Here is a 16378-nt window from a genome sequence, read left to right as displayed (position 1 = left end):
GGCTGTGCTCGGGCGGTTCCATCGCGCCCACCCTGCGGTGCGGATCAAGCTCCGAGGCGGCCACCTCGCATTGCCTCGCTTCACGAACGCTTGACGAGTTCTACTGTTCCTTCGCGGTCCTCGGTTCGCTGGACGAATCCTTCGCTCGTGTATAGGTGGAGGTTCTTTGTGCTCCGCGATCCGGTGCTGAGCTCTATCCGGTCGCAGGAGCTGGCGAGAGAATTCGCCGCGTGCCGGAGCAGCCAGCGTCCGATTCCACGGCCAGAGAGATCTGGAACGACGGCGAGTCTGCCGATGTGCCCCGTTTGCGATGTGCGTCGAGCGCGAACCATTCCGATGAGGCGGCCGTGGAGCCAGAGTCCGATGGTCTCCCACTCGGTGAGCCAGGTCCGCACGTCTTCCAGGGTCTCGGTGAACGGAGCGAGGTCCAGCGTTTCGTTGCTCAACGCCTCGTCAACCCAGCAGCATCGCTGCAGAACCAGTACATGCGGCGCGTCGTCGAGAGTCAACGGACGGGTGTAGCTGCCGGGCAGCGGCCCGGCGTCGATACCGGGTCGTGCGGCCTCCCGCATGGGCTTAAGTGCGTGAGCCAGTCCGACCAGTTCCTCCAGCAAGCCGTTCGCGGACGCGGTCAGGTGTGCGCTCGGCCGCACCGCAGCCGAATCGATCGTGTCTTTCAGGCGCAGGGCGATGGTCGAGCCGAGCGGGACGAGACGAAGCGTCGTGATCACCTGTTTCGCGTGCTGGACGGATCGGGTGCCTGCCGACGTATTGCCGTAACTCACGAACCCCATGGGCTTCCACGCCCACTCATGGCTCAGGTAGTCGAGGGCGTTCTTTAGCGTTGCGGGCATGCCGTAGTTGTATTCAGGCGTGACCGCGATGAAGCCATCCGCCTCGTCGACGATCTTGCTCCACGCTTTGGTATGCGCGTTGCGATAGGCGCCGAGAGCGGGGTGGTCTTCCTCGTCGAAGAACGGGAGGTCGAGGTCGCGCAACGACACGTGCTGAAGCTCCACGTGGAGTGACTCAGCGTGAGGGGCGACAGTTCGCACGAGCCAATTGGCGACCGCCGGGCCGATCGCTCCGGGCCTGGTGCTGCACGTGAGGACCACAACTCTCAGAGGCTTCGTTGACATGTAAACGAGCCTAGATCGTAGAATGATTACATGTCAACGAAACGAATGGGGTCGGCGGCGCCGTGGTTGAGTGAGGATGAGGAAGTCGCCTGGCGTGCTTTCCGTCGCATGGCGATCGCCGTGCAGGCCGGTGTGGTGCACGACCTCGCCCCGTCGGGCCTTTCGGAGCCCGACTACGACGTGCTCAGCACCCTGGTCGAAGCGCCAGAGATGACGAGCACACTGCATGCCCAGGCGCAGAAGATGGGGTGGTCACGGAGTAGGCTCTCGCGTCACGCTGGCAGGATGGAAGCGCGCGAGTTGATTCGCCGTGACCCTGACCCGGCAGATGGTCGGGGTTGCCTGCTCGTCCTCGCCCCCCTCGGTCTCGAGGCTCTGCGTGGAGCGACGGCCATGCACTTGGAATCCGTGCGCCGCCGCTTCGCCGATCGGCTCGATTCGCGTGACCTCGACGACATCGTGCGAGTCTCTGGAAAGCTCGCCCAGGCCCCCGAGTCGGATCTATGACACGTAGGCCGTGAGCAGTCTGTCGAGGACCTCGTGGGACTGCTGACGAGCCAGATCGGTGTCATCGTGTTGGGCCGTCCACAGGGCGGCCTCGTTCATCGCCCCGGAGAGCTGCGCAGTGGACGCATCGAGGGTCTCTTCTGGAATCCCTGCCGCACGTAGGGCCTCCCGCAGATGCGTCGCCGAGTTCTCCGCGTCGAGTCGGCGCCACTCTTGCCAGCCGGTCACCGCTGGTGCATCGACGAGCAGAATGCGCATGGCGGCTCCGTCCGTGATCGCATCGAGGAACGCGTGTGACCCGGCCCTGAGCTGTTCGTGAGGATGTGCGTCCGCCCTCTGCGCGGCCGCCACGACAGCTCGTGCGACGTCGGCTTGGAGCTGGGCGACGACCTCGTCGAACAGTGCGACCTTGTTTCGGTAGTGGTGGTAGACCGCTCCTCGCGTGACCCCGGCGTCCCGTGCGACGTCATCGACCGACACGTCGCTGAAGCCTCGTACGGAGAAGAGCTCTTTCGCCGAATCGAGGATGCGTTGGGCCGTCTGGGCGGCGTCGGCTGCGGAGGCGCGGGGCATGGTCTTCTTCCTTTACATACAGCGTGTATGTATGCTGGCTTCGTTACATTCACATCGTACGTAAAGGATCGCAATGTTCGTCACCAGCCTCTATCCCGTGCTCATGTCTGGCGATGTCGGCGCCGCGGCATCCTTCTACCGCGACCTCATCGGTTTCGAGACGACCTTTGAATCCGACTGGTATGTCAGCTTGCGCTTGGGAGAGTTCGAGCTGGCGATCGTGGCTCATGATCACTCCACGGTGCCGGCGGGATATCGTGAGCTTCCGCGCGGAGTGATCGTGAACCTCGAAGTCCGCGACGTCGATGCCGTCCACACGCGGCTGTGCAGCAGAACAGAGGTGAACGTGGTGTTACCGGTTCGCGACGAGGACTTCGGTCAGCGGCACTTCATCGTTGCCGCCCCCGACGGCGTGCTCCTCGACATCATCCAGCCCGTGACCCCCAGCGAGGACTACGCGAGCGCGTATGTGCAGCCATGATGGCTCGCGTTCAGCGAGACCCTGATTCCGTTCACCTCGGGTCTCGCCGAAGGGGAACGAAGACGGCGAGAATCGCCGCAACGAGCGCGTAGGCCACGAGGATCGCGGCGCCGATCATGGGTGAGACCATCGCTGCGGGTGTCAGCGCTGTCTGGCTCGCGATCGCGCCGGTGAGGAAGTCGAAACTCGTCAGCGATGCCGTTGCCCCGCCCGGCAGGAACGAGTAGATTGCGTTGACGCCGGGAACCATCATCAGGACGTACTCGACGAACAGGAAGTAGCCGAGCACGACTCCGATCGCGACGAACGGGGAACGCGCCAACGCGCCGATCCCCACTCCGAGCAGCATGTAGGCGGCAGCGGCGAGGCTGAGCTGTATGAGTGCCGGCGCCAGATCCACCACGTCGACGCCCAGCGGTATGCCGCGGATCCATGTTGCGACCATCAGGGCGAGCAAGGCCGACAGGGATGCGATCGTCCCGTAGGTGAGGCCGAGCACCGTATACACGGCGAGCTTGGCCGTGAGAACTCGACCCCGTCGAGGGGCGAGGAGGAACGTCGTGCCGATCGTGCCGTGCCGGTACTCGCTTGTGATCGCAGTAGTCCCGATCAGCGCGGGAACGAACAGAAGCACGGTTCCGATGCCGAGCACGATTCCCACGCCTTCGGGGGTGTCGATGTCCGGCATGGGCGGCTGGGCGTTCTGTGGTCCGGTGAGCGCTAGGAGGAGCGTCAAGCCGCCACCACATGCGAGCGCAACCAGTGTCGACCACAGTGCAACTCCAGTGGCTCGCAGCCGCGCGGCTTCGCCGTAGACGACATTCACGAGAGGGGTCCTTTCTGCGTGAGGCGCAGGAAAGCTTCCTCGAGGGGAGCATCTTGCGCCACGAGCTGTTCGAGTGCGCCCGTCCAGATGATGCGGCCCCGGTCGATGAGGACGACGTCGTCGATCGTGTGCTCGATCTCATGGAGCACATGGCTGGAGAGCAGTACTGCGCCGCCAGCATCGGCGAATGCGCGCAGGAATGTGCGAAGCCAGGCGATTCCGCCCGGGTCGAGGCCATTCGAGGGCTCGTCGAGCACGAGGATGTCTGGGTCACCGAGCATCGCGGTGGCCAGCGCGAGGCGCTGGCGCATCCCGGTGGAGAAGGTGCCGACCCGACGATCGGCGTACGGCTGCGCCCCCACGAGCGACAACGCGGTGTCGACCCGTGAACGATCCATTCCGCCGAGTGCCGCGTACATGTGAAGGTGGGCGCGTGCCGTCACGCGCGGATGCGCCGACGCGATGTCCAGGACCGCGCCCACCGTCTTCGCGGGCGCAGGCAGATGCGTGTAGGGCAGACCGGCGATGTGTGCGTCACCGCTGTCTGCGCGGACCAGACCGAGCAGTGCGCGCATGAGCGTCGATTTCCCTGCGCCATTGGGTCCGAGGAATCCGACGACGCGCCCGTACTCGACGCTCAAGGTCGCATCTTCGAGCGCAACGATCGCTCCGAACCTCTTGGAGAGTGTCCTCACCTCGATCGCAGCGTTCAAGAGTGCACGTCCGATCGGAGGTGTGCCGCGATCGACTCTGCAGCATCGGTGCTCAGGAGGATCTCGTCGAACCCGACGGCGGTCCGGTCGACGGAGATCCGCAGCAACGGGTACCCGCGCGTCATCGAGACCATGCGCCGCACTCCGGAAGGGTGCCTGAACGTGCCCAGTTTGCGGTAGCCGGAGATGACGAGACCGGACTTCATTCCGAGGCTCTCGGAGGTCCATCCCTGTTCGGTCGATACGTCGCGGATGGCCCACCTCGGTACGACCAGATGTGACAGGCCGGCCATGGTCGCCTCCCAGCCGGGAAACTGCACGTGCACTCCCGTTCGGTCGCATGTGATGTCCGTCATCGCGCACTCCTTGATCATTAGGATGGAATCGTCTTGAGAACATTATCAGCGTGATAACAATGGAGGTCAAGGTGCCGGACAACACTGCTCTGGCGGACGTCGTGCTGCATCCGGTGCGCTTGCGGATCATCCAGCAACTGGGCGGTCGCAACCGCACGACGGCGCAGTTGCGCGAAGCACTCCCGGATATCCCGCAGGCCACGCTCTATCGACATGTGGCTGCCCTCGTCGATGCCGGGGTTGTCGCCGTGGTCGACGAGCGTCGGTCTCGAGGCGCGATCGAGCGAACCCTGGCGCTGGGGGACCGAATGGCCGCCATCGACCACGCCGAGCTTTCTGCGATGAGCGGCGCGCAGCTGCGCACGGCCTTCCTTACTTTCCTGGGAGACGTCACGGGCGATTTCGATCGCTTCCTCAGCGCGGATTCTCTCGAAGCCCGCGAACTGGTCGGATTCGCCCGAACGCCCTTGTATGTGAACAGCGAAGACCTCGCCACGATCCAGGCAGGCCTCGCCGAGCTGCTGACCCCGTACCTGACGGAACGGGAGGACGGTCGGCATCGCGTCACCCTCGCCACGATCCTCCTTCCCGACCCGTGAACGCAGACACAGAACAACGGCAACGCAAAGGAGCCAAGATGCCAACGACGAAGCACATCCTTGTGTACTCGGACTCGCTGACCTGGGGCATCGTCCCGACGACTCGGCAGCGACTCCCTTTCGAGGAGCGCTGGCCCGGAGTCCTGCACGCCGTGCTCAACGCGGGAGGGGATGATCGCATCCGGCTCACGGAGGACTGTCTCAACGGGCGTCGAACCGCCTTCGACGACCCATACAAGCCTGGTCGGAACGCCCTCAGCGGCATCCAACAGGTCATAGAAGCGCGATCCCCGCTCGACCTCGTGATTCTCCTGCTCGGCACGAACGACTTTCAATCAATGCACCAGCACACGCCCTGGCACTCCGCGATGGGCATCGCAGCGCTCATCGACGCGATCAGGAGGGCGCCGATCGAGCCCGGGATGCCGATCCCACCGATTCTCGTCGTCGCGCCCCCGCAACTGGACAACCCTCGAGGGCCGATCGGTCCGAAGTTCGTGGGCGGGGATATCGCCGCCCGCGGTCTCGCGCAGGCGATTCGACATGTCTGTGAAGACGCCGGCGGCGTCTTCTTCGACTCGAACACGATCATCACCAGCAGCACGCACGACGGCGTGCATCTCGACGCCGACCAGCACCACGCCTTGGGTGTCGCACTCGCGCCGGTCGTCGCGGGCGTGATGGCAGACCGCGATGCGGGGTGAGACTCTCCGGAGTGCGGGTGCGACTACTGGTCTCGCCCCGCAGCAGCAGCAGCAGGACGCGGTCGCCGTGGTGCAGCGATTCCACCACGTGCCCCGTCGCGCCGAGCTCAGTCCCCGTCGTCCGGCACCCAGCGCAGGAGGTCGCCCGGCTGGCACTCCAGCGCCGTGCACAGCGCGTCGAGGGTCGTGAAGCGCACCGCCTTGGCGCGCCCGTTCTTCAGCACGGCGAGGTTCGCCGGAGTGATGCCGACGAGCTCGGCGAGCGTGCCGACGGCCATCTTGCGGCGTGCGAGCATCACGTCGATGTCGACGACGATCGCCATCACACCACCTCGTCGAGCTCGGCGCGGAGCGTCTGCGCCTCGGCATCCCGCTCGATCGCCTGCGCGAGCAGGCGCCGCATGACGACCACCAGCAACGCGACCCCGGCGATCGTGAACGCGCCGCCGCTGATGAGCGCCACGAGTCCCGGCGCGACACCCCCCGGCGCAAGTGCGACCGCGAGCGCGAAGGTGAGGACGGATGCCGCGGCGATCGCCCCGATGATGATGTCGATGTACCGGAACGAGCGCACCGAGAACACCGCGCCGCGGCGCACGAGCGTCAGCAGGCGCCACACGCACACCGCGAAGACCTGCAGGGTGAGGATGACCGCCGCGAAGATGACGATGAACACGATCCGGCCGGGGACGGGCGTCCCGGCATCTGCCAGGTCGTTCCACACCAACGGCAGCATGACGAGCTGGACGAACAGCGACCCCGCCAGTGACAGCGCGATCACCACCTTGAGCACCGCGATGGTCACTCCGTGCATGGCATTGCCTCCCGTGAGTCGATGGAAATCGATCGTAAAACAATAGATTCATCAACGCTACGAACCGGCATCAGCTCCAGACGTCGGCGATCGGGATCTCGCGTCCGAGCACGCGCTCGGCGGCACGGTGCCCCGACAGCAGCGCGCCCGGCACCGTGGCGGGGTCGTCGGTCCACGTCGCCTCGCCCGCCAGGTGCAGCACGCCGCCGATCGGCTCGGCGAGATCGTCGTGGTCGGCCGGCACCGACCCGACCGCCATGTACGCGTACGCCCCGTGACTGAACGGGTCGTCCTGCCACGCCGTCCGCTGCATCGCGACGGGCTCCGGCACCGCGTCGCCGTACAGCCGTCGCAGCTGCGCCAGCACCGAGTCGGCGACCTGCGCGTCGGTCCACTCCCGTGTCGCGACGGCGGCCGGCCCGGCGGCGAAGGTCAGCAGCGTGGGGGAGTCGTGGAGCGCTGTCAGGTCGTACCAGGAGTGCCACCACACCCCGTCGGGACCCTGCTGGCGGATCGCGTAGACGCCCTCGTCCCAGAACCGGTGCGAGAAGCGGAGGAACACCTTCTCGAACGCGTTCATCCGCAGCCCTGACAGCGCCGCGGCGTGCCGCTCCGGCAGCGCCGGCACGATGGCGAAGTCCGCGGACTGCAGCACGCCGACCGGCACCGTCACGACCGCGCTGTCCGCCGTGAACTCCGCACCGACGCTCGTGCACACCGTGACCCCGCCCGATGACCACCGCACCGACGCGACGACGTGACCGAGGCGCACGTCGAGGCCCTCCGCGATCGCCGTCGGCAGCCGGTCGTAACCGTCGGGGAAGACCACCTCGTCCCCGTACACGTGGTCGTCTTCGAGCCCACGCGCGCCCATGTCCTCGATCCACGCGCCGTACTGCTCCTCCGACCGGTGCTCGAGGTACTCGCGCACCCGTTGCGCGCGCTCGGCGGGCCAGCCCTGCCGCGCGATCGCCTCGTCGGTGACGTCGCGATACGACGCCGTGACGTCGGATGCCGCGATCACCGCATCCAACTCGGCATCCACCGCGTGGATATCGGCGACGTACGCCGCCGCCTCCGCGTCGGTGAGGCGTCGGCCGTCGGGGCCGTAGTGCGCGATCGGGCGGCTGTCGGGCTGATACCCGCCCACCGTGAACTCGATCATGCGCATGCCGAACGCGGTGGCGGCCGCGGCCACCGGGCTGTCGTCGATCCCGTGGATCCACGACGCGCCGCGATCGGTGACGTACCCGTCGGAGCGGTCGGTCCACACGCGCCCGCCGACGCGGTCGCGTGCCTCCAGCACGACGACGCGGTGCCCGGCCTTCGTCAGCAGTCTTGCCGCGGTCACCCCGGCCACGCCGGCCCCCACGACGACGGTGTCGAATTCGGACATGATGTCCTCCCGCTGCCGAACATATCGCGGCAGGCCGCGGCGGGAGAAGAGTCCCGGGCTCAGCCCGTGCTGCGGACCTCGGCGAGCGCTTCGTCGAGGCTCGCGAGGATCGCGGCGCACCGCTCGACGTCCTCACGCGTGCCCGACAGCTCGAACTCGAACAGCACGGGCCGGCCCGACCGCTGCGACAGGTCTCGTGCGGCGGCCTGGTAGTACTCGCCGAAGTTGCGGTTGCCCGAGCCGATGATCCCCACCATCCGCCGCCGGGTCATCGGCGAGCGCAGAAACGCGCGCACTCCCGCCGGCAGCGTCACCTCGGCGGCGTTGCCGGCCTTGTACGAGGGCGTCAGCAGCACCCACGGCCCCGTGGGCTCGCTGCGGCGCACCTCGCTGCGCGCGAGGTTCAGCACGCGCCGTCCGTCGATGCGCGCCAGAGCCTCCGCGAAACGCCCCGTCAGATTCGATGACGAGGAGTAGTAGTACACGGGGATCTTCCGCATGCTCCCAGTGTCGTCCGCGCGACGAGACGGCGCGAGGCCCCACCGGCGTGACAAATCCCTCTCGCCGGCCGCTCCGGCGGTGGGGTGACTTGCTGGCATCCCGCCCCTATCTGGCGAGTGTCAGATAGAATGGGAGGCATGGATCCGCGAGCGCTCCGCAGCCGCACCGCCTTGCGCGGCGCCGTGCTGGCCCTCGCCGAGCAGACGCCGGTCGCGAGCCTCACCGTCGCGGAGGTCTGCCGTCACGCCGGCGTCACGCGTGACACCTTCTACCGCCACGCGAGCGGGCCCACCGAACTGCTCGCCGCGGCGCTCGCCGCCGAGATCGAGGCGCTCCCCGAGCGCGATCGCCTCGGCGACGCCGAGCGCGACCTCATCGTCCACATCCACGCGCGCCGTGAGGTGTACCGCCACGCCATGTCGCCGACGCTCGCCGCCCCCGTGCGCGCACAGCTCGAGCGCGTGCTGGCCGAGGGGCTGCACGCGTGGCTCGACGAGCATCCGGATCTTGCCCCCGAGCCGGTGCGGACGGATGCCGCGGCCCGCGACATCGCCGTCGCCTACGCCGCCGGGGGCACCGTCGCCGCGCTCGAGGCGTGGCTGCGCCGGGGGGACGATGCCGGCGCCGCCGTCCACCCCGGCGACGACATCGAGAGCGCGACGAGGGCGATCCTCGTCGCTTCACCGGAATGGTGGCTGCGTACGCGCGGCCGTGACGAGAGGAGAGAGCCATGAAGGCTGCCGTGTTCCACGGGAAGGAAGACCTGCGCGTCGAGGACGTCGACGAGCCCACCGCCGGCCCCGGCGAGGTGAAGCTGCGGAACGCCTTCGCGGGCATCTGCGGGTCGGACCTGCACGTGTACTACGCCCCGGAGGCCGCGGGTCTCGACCTCGACAAGCCGCACCCGGTCACCGGCGCGACGCTGCCGCAGATCCTCGGGCACGAGTTCGCCGGCACCGTCGTCGACGTCGGCGAGGGTGTCGAGGGCATCGCGGTCGGCGACCGCGCCGCCGTCTGGCCGGTCTACTACTGCGGTGAATGCCCGGCGTGCCGCAAGGGCAAGTACAACGCGTGCCAGAAGATCGGCTTCCACGGCCTGAGCTCGCACGGCGGCGGCATGGCGGAGTTCACGACCGTCCCGGCGAGCAAGATCCACCTGCTGCCCGAGAACGTCGACCTCACGCTCGGCGCCCTCGTCGAGCCCATGTCGGTCGCGTGGCACGCCGTCGAGCGCTCGAACGTGCAGGCCGGAAAGACCGCCCTCATCGCCGGCGCCGGCCCGATCGGCATCGGCGTGTGGTTCGCCTTGAAGGCGCGCGGCATCGATCGCGTGCTCGTCTCCGAGCCGAGCGCCGCCCGGCGCGAGACGATCGCAGCCGTCGGCGCGAAGGTCGTCGACCCGGTCGGCGAAGACCTCGCCGCCGCGGTCGCTGAGCTCACCGGTGGCGACGGCGTCGACGTCGCGTTCGACGCGGCCGGCGCCGGCCCCGCCATCACGTCGGGGATCGCCTCGCTGACGCCCGGCGGACGCCTCGTCGTCGTCGCGATCCACGAGCGGCCGATGGAGTTCCTGCCGACCCAGCTCGTGATGGCGGAGACCGAGATCGCCGGTGCGCTGGCGTACCTGCCCGCCGACTTCGACGCCGTCATCGAGGCCATGTCGCGTGGCGTCTACGAGACGACCGGCTGGGTCGAGACGGTGCCGCTCGACGGCGTCGTCGGCGCGATCGAGAAGCTGCGCGGCGGCGCCGGCGCGAAGATCCTGGTCAGCTCGGCGAACTGACCGGGCGCGCCGCCCCGTGCACATCGGTCGTCCGGTACATCACGCGCCAGGCGCGCGCCTCGAACGGCACTCCTGTCAGCTCCTCGCTGCGCACGAGCGACCCCGGCGCGCCGTCGAGGGCGCCCGCGGGCTGGTCGTAGAAGGCGGCCAGGTTCCGCTGCTCCACGGCATCCCCGATGAGCCGAGCCTCGCCCACCGCGACGAAACCGGCGACGCCGGCCAGGAGCGCGGCGAAGAACGCGATCCAGTGCGGATGCCGGCGCCCGCGCCGACGCGGGGGTCGGTCGCTCGGCGGCATGCTCGGAGCCTACGGCACGGTGGCCGCGGCCGGGAGGTGGGGAGTGGGCGAGGCCTCCCGGCATCCTCTTGTGTGGTCAGACCACATGTGTCATACTGGGTTCCAACAAGGCCCGAGAGCCCTCGGACCCGGAAAGCGATGACGCGGACGACGTGTCCGCGCCGGGTAGGAGAACCCACAATGTCCACCTCGATCGATGCTCTGGTCGATGGCGCGCAAGCGGCGCTCGCAGAGTACGCATCCTTCACGCAGGAGCAGGTCGACCACATCGTCCGCAAGGCGAGTGTCGCGGCGCTGCACGTGCACGGCGAACTGGCCACCATGGCCGTCGAAGAGACCGGCCGGGGCCTGTTCGAAGACAAGGCCGTGAAGAACATGTTCGCGTGCGAGCACGTGACGAACTCGATCATCAATCAGAAGACGGTCGGCGTCATCTCGCACGACGAGCTCACCGGCATCACCGAGATCGCCGACCCCGTCGGCGTCATCTGTGCGCTCACGCCGGTCACGAACCCGACCTCGACGGCGATCTTCAAGTCGCTGCTCGCGCTGAAGACCCGCAACCCCATCATCTTCGGGTTCCACCCGTCGGCGCAGAAGAGCTCGGCCGAGGCCGCGCGCGTCGTGCGCGATGCCGCGATCGCGGCCGGCGCCCCCGAGAACTGCATCCAGTGGATCGAAGAGCCGTCGATGGAGGCCTCCGGCGCCCTCATGAACCACCCCGGCGTCGCGCTCATCCTCGCCACCGGCGGCAACGCCATGGTCCGTGCCGCGTACTCGTGCGGCAAGCCGGCCCTCGGCGTCGGCGCCGGCAACGTGCCCGCCTTCATCGAGCGCACCGCCAAGGTGGGTCGCGCCGTCAACGACGTCGTGCTGTCGAAGTCGTTCGACATGGGCATGGTCTGCGCATCGGAGCAGGCCGTCATCCTCGACGAGCCGATCGCCGAGGAGGCGCTCGCCGAGTTCGCCCGGCTGCACGCCTACACCGCCACACCCGCCGAGAAGCGGATGCTGGAGGAGTTCATCTTCGGCGTCACCGCCGACAGCGAGAACTGCGCCGGCGCAAAGCTCAACCCGAAGGTGGTCGGCCAGTCGCCGCAGTGGATCGCCGAGAACGCCGGATTCACGGTTCCCGAGGACACCTCGATCATCCTCGCCGAGGTGGGGTCGGTCGGTCCGCAGGAGCCGCTGACGCGCGAGAAGCTCGCCCCGGTGCTTGCCGTGCTGCGCGCCGCGACGCCCGATGAGGGCATCGAGCTGGCGCGCCAGATGGTGGAGTTCGACGGCCTCGGGCACTCCGGCGCGATCCACTCGAACGACCAGGAAGTCATCGCCCGCTTCGGCGAGGTCGTCCGCGCCGTCCGCATCATCACGAACAGCCCGTCGGCGCTCGGCGGCATCGGCGACATCTACAACGCCTTCATGCCCTCGCTCACGCTCGGCTGCGGCTCGTACGGTCACAACTCGGTCTCCAACAACGTCTCGGCGGTGAACCTCTTGAACGTCAAGCGCATCGGGCGTCGGAACAACAACCTGCAGTGGTTCAAGGTTCCGGCCAAGACCTACTTCGAGCCGAACGCGATCCGCTACCTCGCCGACATGCGCGGCGTCGAGCGCGTCACGATCGTCACGGACGAGACGATGACCAAGCTCGGCTACGTCGACCGCATCGTCGACGTGCTGAACCGCCGCGAGAACCGCGTGCAGGTGCAGCTCATCAACACGGTGCGCCCCGAGCCGAAGGTCTCCGAGGTGAAGGCCGGCGCCGAGCTGATGCGCCAGTTCCGGCCCGACACGATCATCGCCCTCGGCGGCGGATCGCCGATGGATGCCTCCAAGGTCATGTGGCTGCTGTACGAGCACCCCGAGGTCGAGTTCTCCGACATGCGCGAGAAGTTCTTCGACGTGCGCAAGCGCGCGTTCAAGTTCCCCGAGCTCGGAACGCTCGCCAAGCTGGTCTGCATTCCGACGACGTCGGGGACGGGTTCGGAGATGACGCCGTTCGCGGTGATCACCGATGACGAGACGGGCATGAAGTATCCGCTGGCCGACTACGCGCTGACTGCCTCGGTGGCCATCGTCGACCCGCTGCTGACGACGCAGCTGCCGGGCTTCCTGGTCGCCGACGCTGGGTTCGACGCGCTGACGCACGCGACGGAGGCGTACGTGTCGGTGTACGCGAACGACTACACCGATGGCCTGTGCCTGCACGCGATCAAGCTCATCTTCGAGAACATCGAGCGCAGCGCCAAGGCGCAGCCGAACTCGACGGATGCCGAGGACATCAAGGCCCGCGAGAAGATGCACAATGCGGCATCCATCTCGGGCATGGCCTTCGGCAACGCGTTCCTCGGGATCGTCCACGCGATGAGCCACGTCACGGGTGCGACCTATCACCTGGCGCACGGCCGGACGAACGCGACGTACCTTCCGCACGTCATCCGCTACAACGGGCGCATCCCGACGAAGCTGACGAGCTGGCCGAAGTATGAGCGCTACGTCGCTCCGGAGCGGTTCCAGGAGATCGCGCAGCACCTCGGTCTGCCGGCTTCGACACCCGAGGAGGGCGTGGAGAGCTACGCCCGCGCCGTCGAGGAGCTGCGCGCGAAGGTCGGCATCCAGCCGTCGTTCCAGGCGCAGGGTGTCGATGAGACCGCGTTCATCGCGGGTCTGCATGACCTGGCGATGGCGGCGTACGGCGACCAGTGCGCGCCGGCGAACCCGCGGATGCCGATGATCGCCGACATGGAGACGATCATGGAGGCCGCCTATTACGGCACGTCGTTCGACGAGGTGCGCGCCGCCCGGCGTGGTGCCGAGGTCGAGAGCGACGCCGTGACCGGCACCGTGACGACCGTCGCCCCCGCGAAGGGTGGGCGCCGCGCTAAGACGAACGCGTAATCGGTCGCGCCCGGGCGACGGGCCGCGGAGGGGTCGGGGGAGCATACCCGGCCCCTCCGTCGTGGTCGCCCCGTCACGGTCGTTGAGCGAGGGAGCGCCAGCGACCGAGACGAAACGTCGCAAGCCTTCCCGGAACCTGTCACCCCGTTTCGTCTCGCTCGTTCCTCGCTCGCTCAACGACCGGTGGGCGGGGGTGCCCCATGGTCGCCCCGCGAGGGAGCGCCGGCGACCGAGACGAAACGTCGCAAGCCTTCCCGAGCTCGCTCAACGACGGGTGGGTGGGTGACGGTGGCGCGCGTACGCTCGAGCGCATGGACTCCTGCGCTCTCGGCCGCACCGGCCGGGCGAGGTCAGCGCGGACGACGCGTTGGCGCTGGTCGCGGTCGCGGTAGCGGGTCTGGATGCCGACGCGTCCGGCTCGCGGCCGAGCGCGGCCGATGGGGGCTGGCGTCACCGCTGGCGTCGCCGTCGGCATCCGTCGTACCCGTCGAGGCCGGGGCGCTGACGGGCGAACGGCCCAGCCGTTGGCGGCGGCGCCGATCTTCGTCGACCCGGAGGGCGAGCCGATCGGGTATCTGCCGCGGGAGGCCCCGTATTGCGGGACGGTCGAGCCCGTGATCGTGCACGACACACACGGGGTGAAGGCCCGTGATCATCCACCCGTAGCGAGCGGATGCCGGTGCCGCGAGGCCTGTGGATAGGCGTGTCGGATCAGCCGCGTCCTCGCTACTGTGGACACTCGTGCGCGGAGAGTTGTCTGAAGGCGTCGTATGCTCGCAATCCTGATCGCGCTTGCCGTGGCCGGGCTTGTGGCAGGGGCGTTGCTTAACGATCTGATTGCGCGCGCTTCCGCCGGCCGAGTTCCCGCGTCCGAATGCGGGTGTCAGCGCCGCAGTGCACGGGCCGGGTCCATTCCTTCGGTTCTCGCGGTTTCGTGGGTCCGGCGGCGTGGGAAGTGCGCGGTGTGCGGGCAACGGATGCCAACTCGCGCTCTCATCGTGGTGGTCGTCACCTCCGCAGCATCCGTCGCGGTCGCGGTCTGGATCTTCAGCGAGCATGGACCCTTGGACCAGCCGTGGGAAACGTGGTCGGTCGTGCCCGTGTTGATCGCCTATCTGTATCTCGCGGCCGTCAGCATCGCGCTGACGACCATCGACCTTCTCACCCACCGACTGCCTAACTCCATCGTGCTGCCGAGCTACCTCGTCATCGGTGCACTCCTGGCTCTTGCCAGCGTTCTCGGGGCGCAGTGGGAGTCACTGCTTCGTGGTGTCGTCGGGGCCCTTGCGCTCTTCGTGTTCTACGCCTTCCTCCGTGCGGTGGGTCCGGGAAGCGTGGGAGGAGGAGATGTAAAACTTGCCGGCGTGTTGGGAGCTGCTCTTGGGTTCGCAGGGTGGGGTGCGCTGGTCATCGGAGCCCTCGCGGCATTCCTCATGGCGGGGCTGGTCAGCGTCGCCCTCATGGTCGCTGGTCGGATCGGCCCCCGGGGCCGCATCGCCTTCGGGCCGTGGATGATTGTCGGTGCATGGATAGGTTTGTTCGCGGAGGACGTGTTCGCGCGTAGCTAGTGCAGGCGCCGACGCAGGTCCCCGTCGCATCCGCGCACGGGCGTGGACCTGTCAACCCCCGCCTCCCTGTCCGCCCGGGTCTCTATTCTGGGCGGCATGGACTTCTCCCGCGTGATCGCCTGGGCCCTCTCGCTCACCCCCGTCCGCGCGTTCCTGCGCTATAGCGAGCGCCGCGGCCCCATGCTCGCCGACAGTGTCACCTACCGCACGCTGTTCAGCCTGTTCGCCGGGGTCCTCCTCCTGTTCTCGATCGCCGCCCTCTGGCTGGCGGGCAACAAAGAGGCGTGGGATGCCCTCGTCGACGCCGTCGACCGCGCCGTCCCGGGGCTCGTCGGCGAGGGCGGACTCATCAAGACCGACCAGATCGCCCCGCCGGCCGGGCTCTCCATCGCCGGCATCCTCTCCCTCGTCGGTCTCGTCGGCGCCGCGATCGGCGCCATCGGCTCGCTGCGGACGGCCATCCGCGCGATCTGCGACCGACTCACCGATGACGTGCCGTTCTGGCTCGTCATGCTGCGCAACCTCGCGCTCGCGATCGGCGTCGGCGGCGCCCTCGCCGCCTCGGCGGTGGTCACGGTGCTCGGCACGGCGGGCCTCGGCACCGTCGCCGGCTGGCTCGGCGTCGCCTCCGACGACCCGCTCGTGTCGTGGGGGAGCAGGTGGCTCGCGATCCTCGTCACGTTCGTGCTGGATGCCGCCGTCATCGCCGTCTTGTTCCGCGTGCTCTCCGGTGTCCGCGCACCGGCGAAAGCCCTGTGGACAGGCGCCGTCCTCGGCGCGATCGGCCTGAGCGTGCTGCAGCAGATGTCGGGGCTGTTCGTCGGCGGCGCATCGTCGAACCTGCTGCTCGCCTCGTTCGCCTCGCTGATCGCGCTGCTGACGTGGATCAACCTGTCGGCGCAGGTCATCCTCATCGCGTCGTCGTACATCATGACCCTCGTGCAGGAGGATGCCGACCGCATCCGCGCGCGCCACGGTGCGACGACCTTCGCGCAGCGACGCGTGCACCAGGCGGAGGATGCCGTCGCCCTCGCCTCCGACGAACTCGCCGCCGCACGGGCGGCGGAGGCGAAGGAGCGCGCGGCAGCGGGGTGACCGGCGGTGGGGTGAGGCGTTTCGTCTCGGTCGCTGGCGCTCCCTCGCGGGGCGACCGGAGACGGCGACGACGCTCCGCAACGACCGGGGCGGCGCCCCGGTGTGTAACGACCAGGTAAGGCTC

General features: G+C 68.2%; 19 protein-coding genes. 9 read left to right on the top strand and 10 right to left on the bottom strand.

Annotation, left to right across the window (positions count from 1 at the left end):
* Positions 1–80: 80 nt before the first annotated feature.
* Positions 81–1139 (bottom strand): bifunctional NAD(P)H-dependent oxidoreductase/GNAT family N-acetyltransferase, encoded by a 1059-nt coding sequence (locus JOD60_RS13435; RefSeq protein ID WP_076691100.1) that lies wholly within the window; start codon positions 1137–1139, stop codon positions 81–83.
* A 66-nt stretch (positions 1140–1205) separates the two neighbouring features.
* Between JOD60_RS13435 and JOD60_RS13430 the strand changes: the two genes are divergently transcribed.
* Entirely contained in the window at positions 1206–1646 is a 441-nt protein-coding gene (locus tag JOD60_RS13430; RefSeq protein ID WP_232321615.1) for a MarR family winged helix-turn-helix transcriptional regulator, read from the top strand.
* Here the strand turns inward: JOD60_RS13430 and JOD60_RS13425 are convergent.
* Positions 1641–2219 carry a TetR/AcrR family transcriptional regulator gene (locus JOD60_RS13425; RefSeq protein WP_076691096.1) on the bottom strand — a complete coding sequence of 193 codons (579 nt, stop codon included), beginning with the start codon at positions 2217–2219 and terminating at the stop codon, positions 1641–1643. The two genes, JOD60_RS13430 and JOD60_RS13425, sit on opposite strands and share 6 nt — an antisense overlap.
* Before the next feature lie 73 nt (positions 2220–2292).
* On the opposite strand from JOD60_RS13425, the gene JOD60_RS13420 reads away from it, so the two are divergent.
* Positions 2293–2700, top strand: coding sequence for a VOC family protein (locus tag JOD60_RS13420; protein WP_076691094.1), 408 nt, complete (start codon positions 2293–2295; stop codon positions 2698–2700).
* Positions 2701–2731: 31 nt separating this feature from the next.
* On the opposite strand, the gene JOD60_RS13415 is transcribed toward JOD60_RS13420, so the two are convergent.
* The 3 genes from JOD60_RS13415 to JOD60_RS13405 form a co-directional block, all read right to left on the bottom strand.
* On the bottom strand, positions 2732–3388 hold the full coding sequence (locus JOD60_RS13415) for an ABC-2 transporter permease (RefSeq protein WP_232321614.1): 657 nt from the start codon (positions 3386–3388) through the stop codon (positions 2732–2734).
* A gap of 134 nt (positions 3389–3522) precedes the next feature.
* Complete coding sequence (locus tag JOD60_RS13410; RefSeq protein WP_269746933.1) at positions 3523–4221, bottom strand: ABC transporter ATP-binding protein; 699 nt, start codon at positions 4219–4221, stop codon at positions 3523–3525.
* A gap of 14 nt (positions 4222–4235) precedes the next feature.
* Positions 4236–4595 (bottom strand): hypothetical protein, encoded by a 360-nt coding sequence (locus tag JOD60_RS13405; protein WP_076692221.1) that lies wholly within the window; start codon positions 4593–4595, stop codon positions 4236–4238.
* 59 nt (positions 4596–4654) lie between these two features.
* Between JOD60_RS13405 and JOD60_RS13400 the strand changes: the two genes are divergently transcribed.
* Positions 4655–5194 (top strand): helix-turn-helix domain-containing protein, encoded by a 540-nt coding sequence (locus tag JOD60_RS13400; RefSeq protein WP_076691089.1) that lies wholly within the window; start codon positions 4655–4657, stop codon positions 5192–5194.
* Positions 5195–5232: 38 nt separating this feature from the next.
* Positions 5233–5898, top strand: a complete 666-nt coding sequence (locus JOD60_RS13395) for an SGNH/GDSL hydrolase family protein (RefSeq protein WP_076691086.1) — start codon at positions 5233–5235, stop codon at positions 5896–5898.
* Between the two features lie 107 nt (positions 5899–6005).
* Here JOD60_RS13395 and JOD60_RS13390 read toward each other — a convergent pair whose 3' ends face one another.
* From JOD60_RS13390 to nrdI, 4 genes are all read right to left on the bottom strand, one after another.
* The gene (locus tag JOD60_RS13390; protein WP_076691084.1) at positions 6006–6221 is read right to left on the bottom strand and encodes a helix-turn-helix domain-containing protein; all 216 of its coding nucleotides are present in this window, start codon (positions 6219–6221) and stop codon (positions 6006–6008) included.
* Positions 6221–6712 carry a DUF2975 domain-containing protein gene (locus JOD60_RS13385; protein ID WP_076691082.1) on the bottom strand — a complete coding sequence of 164 codons (492 nt, stop codon included), beginning with the start codon at positions 6710–6712 and terminating at the stop codon, positions 6221–6223. Before JOD60_RS13385 ends, JOD60_RS13390 begins: the two co-directional genes overlap by 1 nt.
* A gap of 70 nt (positions 6713–6782) precedes the next feature.
* Complete coding sequence (locus JOD60_RS13380; protein ID WP_269746964.1) at positions 6783–8141, bottom strand: flavin monoamine oxidase family protein; 1359 nt, start codon at positions 8139–8141, stop codon at positions 6783–6785.
* A 26-nt stretch (positions 8142–8167) separates the two neighbouring features.
* Positions 8168–8608, bottom strand: a complete 441-nt coding sequence (nrdI, locus tag JOD60_RS13375) for a class Ib ribonucleoside-diphosphate reductase assembly flavoprotein NrdI (RefSeq protein ID WP_076691077.1) — start codon at positions 8606–8608, stop codon at positions 8168–8170.
* 138 nt (positions 8609–8746) lie between these two features.
* Here nrdI and JOD60_RS13370 point away from each other — a divergent pair, with 138 nt between their 5' ends.
* Both JOD60_RS13370 and JOD60_RS13365 read left to right on the top strand, forming a co-directional pair.
* Positions 8747–9343 carry a TetR family transcriptional regulator gene (locus tag JOD60_RS13370; protein ID WP_076691074.1) on the top strand — a complete coding sequence of 199 codons (597 nt, stop codon included), beginning with the start codon at positions 8747–8749 and terminating at the stop codon, positions 9341–9343.
* Positions 9340–10392, top strand: a complete 1053-nt coding sequence (locus JOD60_RS13365) for a 2,3-butanediol dehydrogenase (RefSeq protein ID WP_076691072.1) — start codon at positions 9340–9342, stop codon at positions 10390–10392. The genes JOD60_RS13370 and JOD60_RS13365 overlap by 4 nt, the downstream gene beginning before the upstream one ends.
* Here JOD60_RS13365 and JOD60_RS13360 read toward each other — a convergent pair.
* Positions 10376–10690 (bottom strand): hypothetical protein, encoded by a 315-nt coding sequence (locus JOD60_RS13360; RefSeq protein WP_076691071.1) that lies wholly within the window; start codon positions 10688–10690, stop codon positions 10376–10378. The genes JOD60_RS13365 and JOD60_RS13360 overlap by 17 nt on opposite strands.
* Positions 10691–10870: 180 nt before the next feature.
* Here JOD60_RS13360 and adhE point away from each other — a divergent pair, with 180 nt between their 5' ends.
* The 3 genes from adhE (at position 10871) to JOD60_RS13345 (ending at position 16254) form a co-directional block, all read left to right on the top strand.
* Positions 10871–13591, top strand: a complete 2721-nt coding sequence (gene adhE, locus JOD60_RS13355; protein WP_076691069.1) for a bifunctional acetaldehyde-CoA/alcohol dehydrogenase — start codon at positions 10871–10873, stop codon at positions 13589–13591.
* A gap of 770 nt (positions 13592–14361) precedes the next feature.
* Complete coding sequence (locus JOD60_RS17050) at positions 14362–15159, top strand: prepilin peptidase (protein ID WP_076691068.1); 798 nt, start codon at positions 14362–14364, stop codon at positions 15157–15159.
* 96 nt (positions 15160–15255) lie between these two features.
* The gene (locus tag JOD60_RS13345) at positions 15256–16254 is read left to right on the top strand and encodes a YihY/virulence factor BrkB family protein (protein WP_076691067.1); all 999 of its coding nucleotides are present in this window, start codon (positions 15256–15258) and stop codon (positions 16252–16254) included.
* The last annotated feature ends 124 nt before the right edge of the window (positions 16255–16378 follow it).

Source organism: Microbacterium aurum (genome assembly GCF_016907815.1).
GTDB classification, from domain to species: Bacteria; Actinomycetota; Actinomycetes; order Actinomycetales; family Microbacteriaceae; genus Microbacterium; species Microbacterium aurum.
This window is presented reverse-complemented; position numbering and strand designations above follow the sequence as displayed.

What these genes read in the sequence shown, in the direction of transcription:
- JOD60_RS13435 (WP_076691100.1), bottom strand. Translation starts at nt 1,139, where the DNA reads ATGTCAACGAAGCCTCTGAGAGTTGTGGTCCTCACGTGCAGCACCAGG.
- nrdI (WP_076691077.1), bottom strand. Translation starts at nt 8,608, where the DNA reads ATGCGGAAGATCCCCGTGTACTACTACTCCTCGTCATCGAATCTGACG.
- JOD60_RS13420 (WP_076691094.1), top strand. Translation starts at nt 2,293, where the DNA reads ATGTTCGTCACCAGCCTCTATCCCGTGCTCATGTCTGGCGATGTCGGC.
- JOD60_RS13390 (WP_076691084.1), bottom strand. Translation starts at nt 6,221, where the DNA reads ATGGCGATCGTCGTCGACATCGACGTGATGCTCGCACGCCGCAAGATG.
- JOD60_RS13370 (WP_076691074.1), top strand. Translation starts at nt 8,747, where the DNA reads ATGGATCCGCGAGCGCTCCGCAGCCGCACCGCCTTGCGCGGCGCCGTG.
- JOD60_RS13400 (WP_076691089.1), top strand. Translation starts at nt 4,655, where the DNA reads ATGGAGGTCAAGGTGCCGGACAACACTGCTCTGGCGGACGTCGTGCTG.
- JOD60_RS13385 (WP_076691082.1), bottom strand. Translation starts at nt 6,712, where the DNA reads ATGCACGGAGTGACCATCGCGGTGCTCAAGGTGGTGATCGCGCTGTCA.
- JOD60_RS13425 (WP_076691096.1), bottom strand. Translation starts at nt 2,219, where the DNA reads ATGCCCCGCGCCTCCGCAGCCGACGCCGCCCAGACGGCCCAACGCATC.
- JOD60_RS13345 (WP_076691067.1), top strand. Translation starts at nt 15,256, where the DNA reads ATGGACTTCTCCCGCGTGATCGCCTGGGCCCTCTCGCTCACCCCCGTC.
- JOD60_RS13360 (WP_076691071.1), bottom strand. Translation starts at nt 10,690, where the DNA reads ATGCCGCCGAGCGACCGACCCCCGCGTCGGCGCGGGCGCCGGCATCCG.
- JOD60_RS13405 (WP_076692221.1), bottom strand. Translation starts at nt 4,595, where the DNA reads ATGACGGACATCACATGCGACCGAACGGGAGTGCACGTGCAGTTTCCC.
- JOD60_RS13395 (WP_076691086.1), top strand. Translation starts at nt 5,233, where the DNA reads ATGCCAACGACGAAGCACATCCTTGTGTACTCGGACTCGCTGACCTGG.
- JOD60_RS13415 (WP_232321614.1), bottom strand. Translation starts at nt 3,388, where the DNA reads ATGCCGGACATCGACACCCCCGAAGGCGTGGGAATCGTGCTCGGCATC.
- adhE (WP_076691069.1), top strand. Translation starts at nt 10,871, where the DNA reads ATGTCCACCTCGATCGATGCTCTGGTCGATGGCGCGCAAGCGGCGCTC.
- JOD60_RS13365 (WP_076691072.1), top strand. Translation starts at nt 9,340, where the DNA reads ATGAAGGCTGCCGTGTTCCACGGGAAGGAAGACCTGCGCGTCGAGGAC.
- JOD60_RS17050 (WP_076691068.1), top strand. Translation starts at nt 14,362, where the DNA reads ATGCTCGCAATCCTGATCGCGCTTGCCGTGGCCGGGCTTGTGGCAGGG.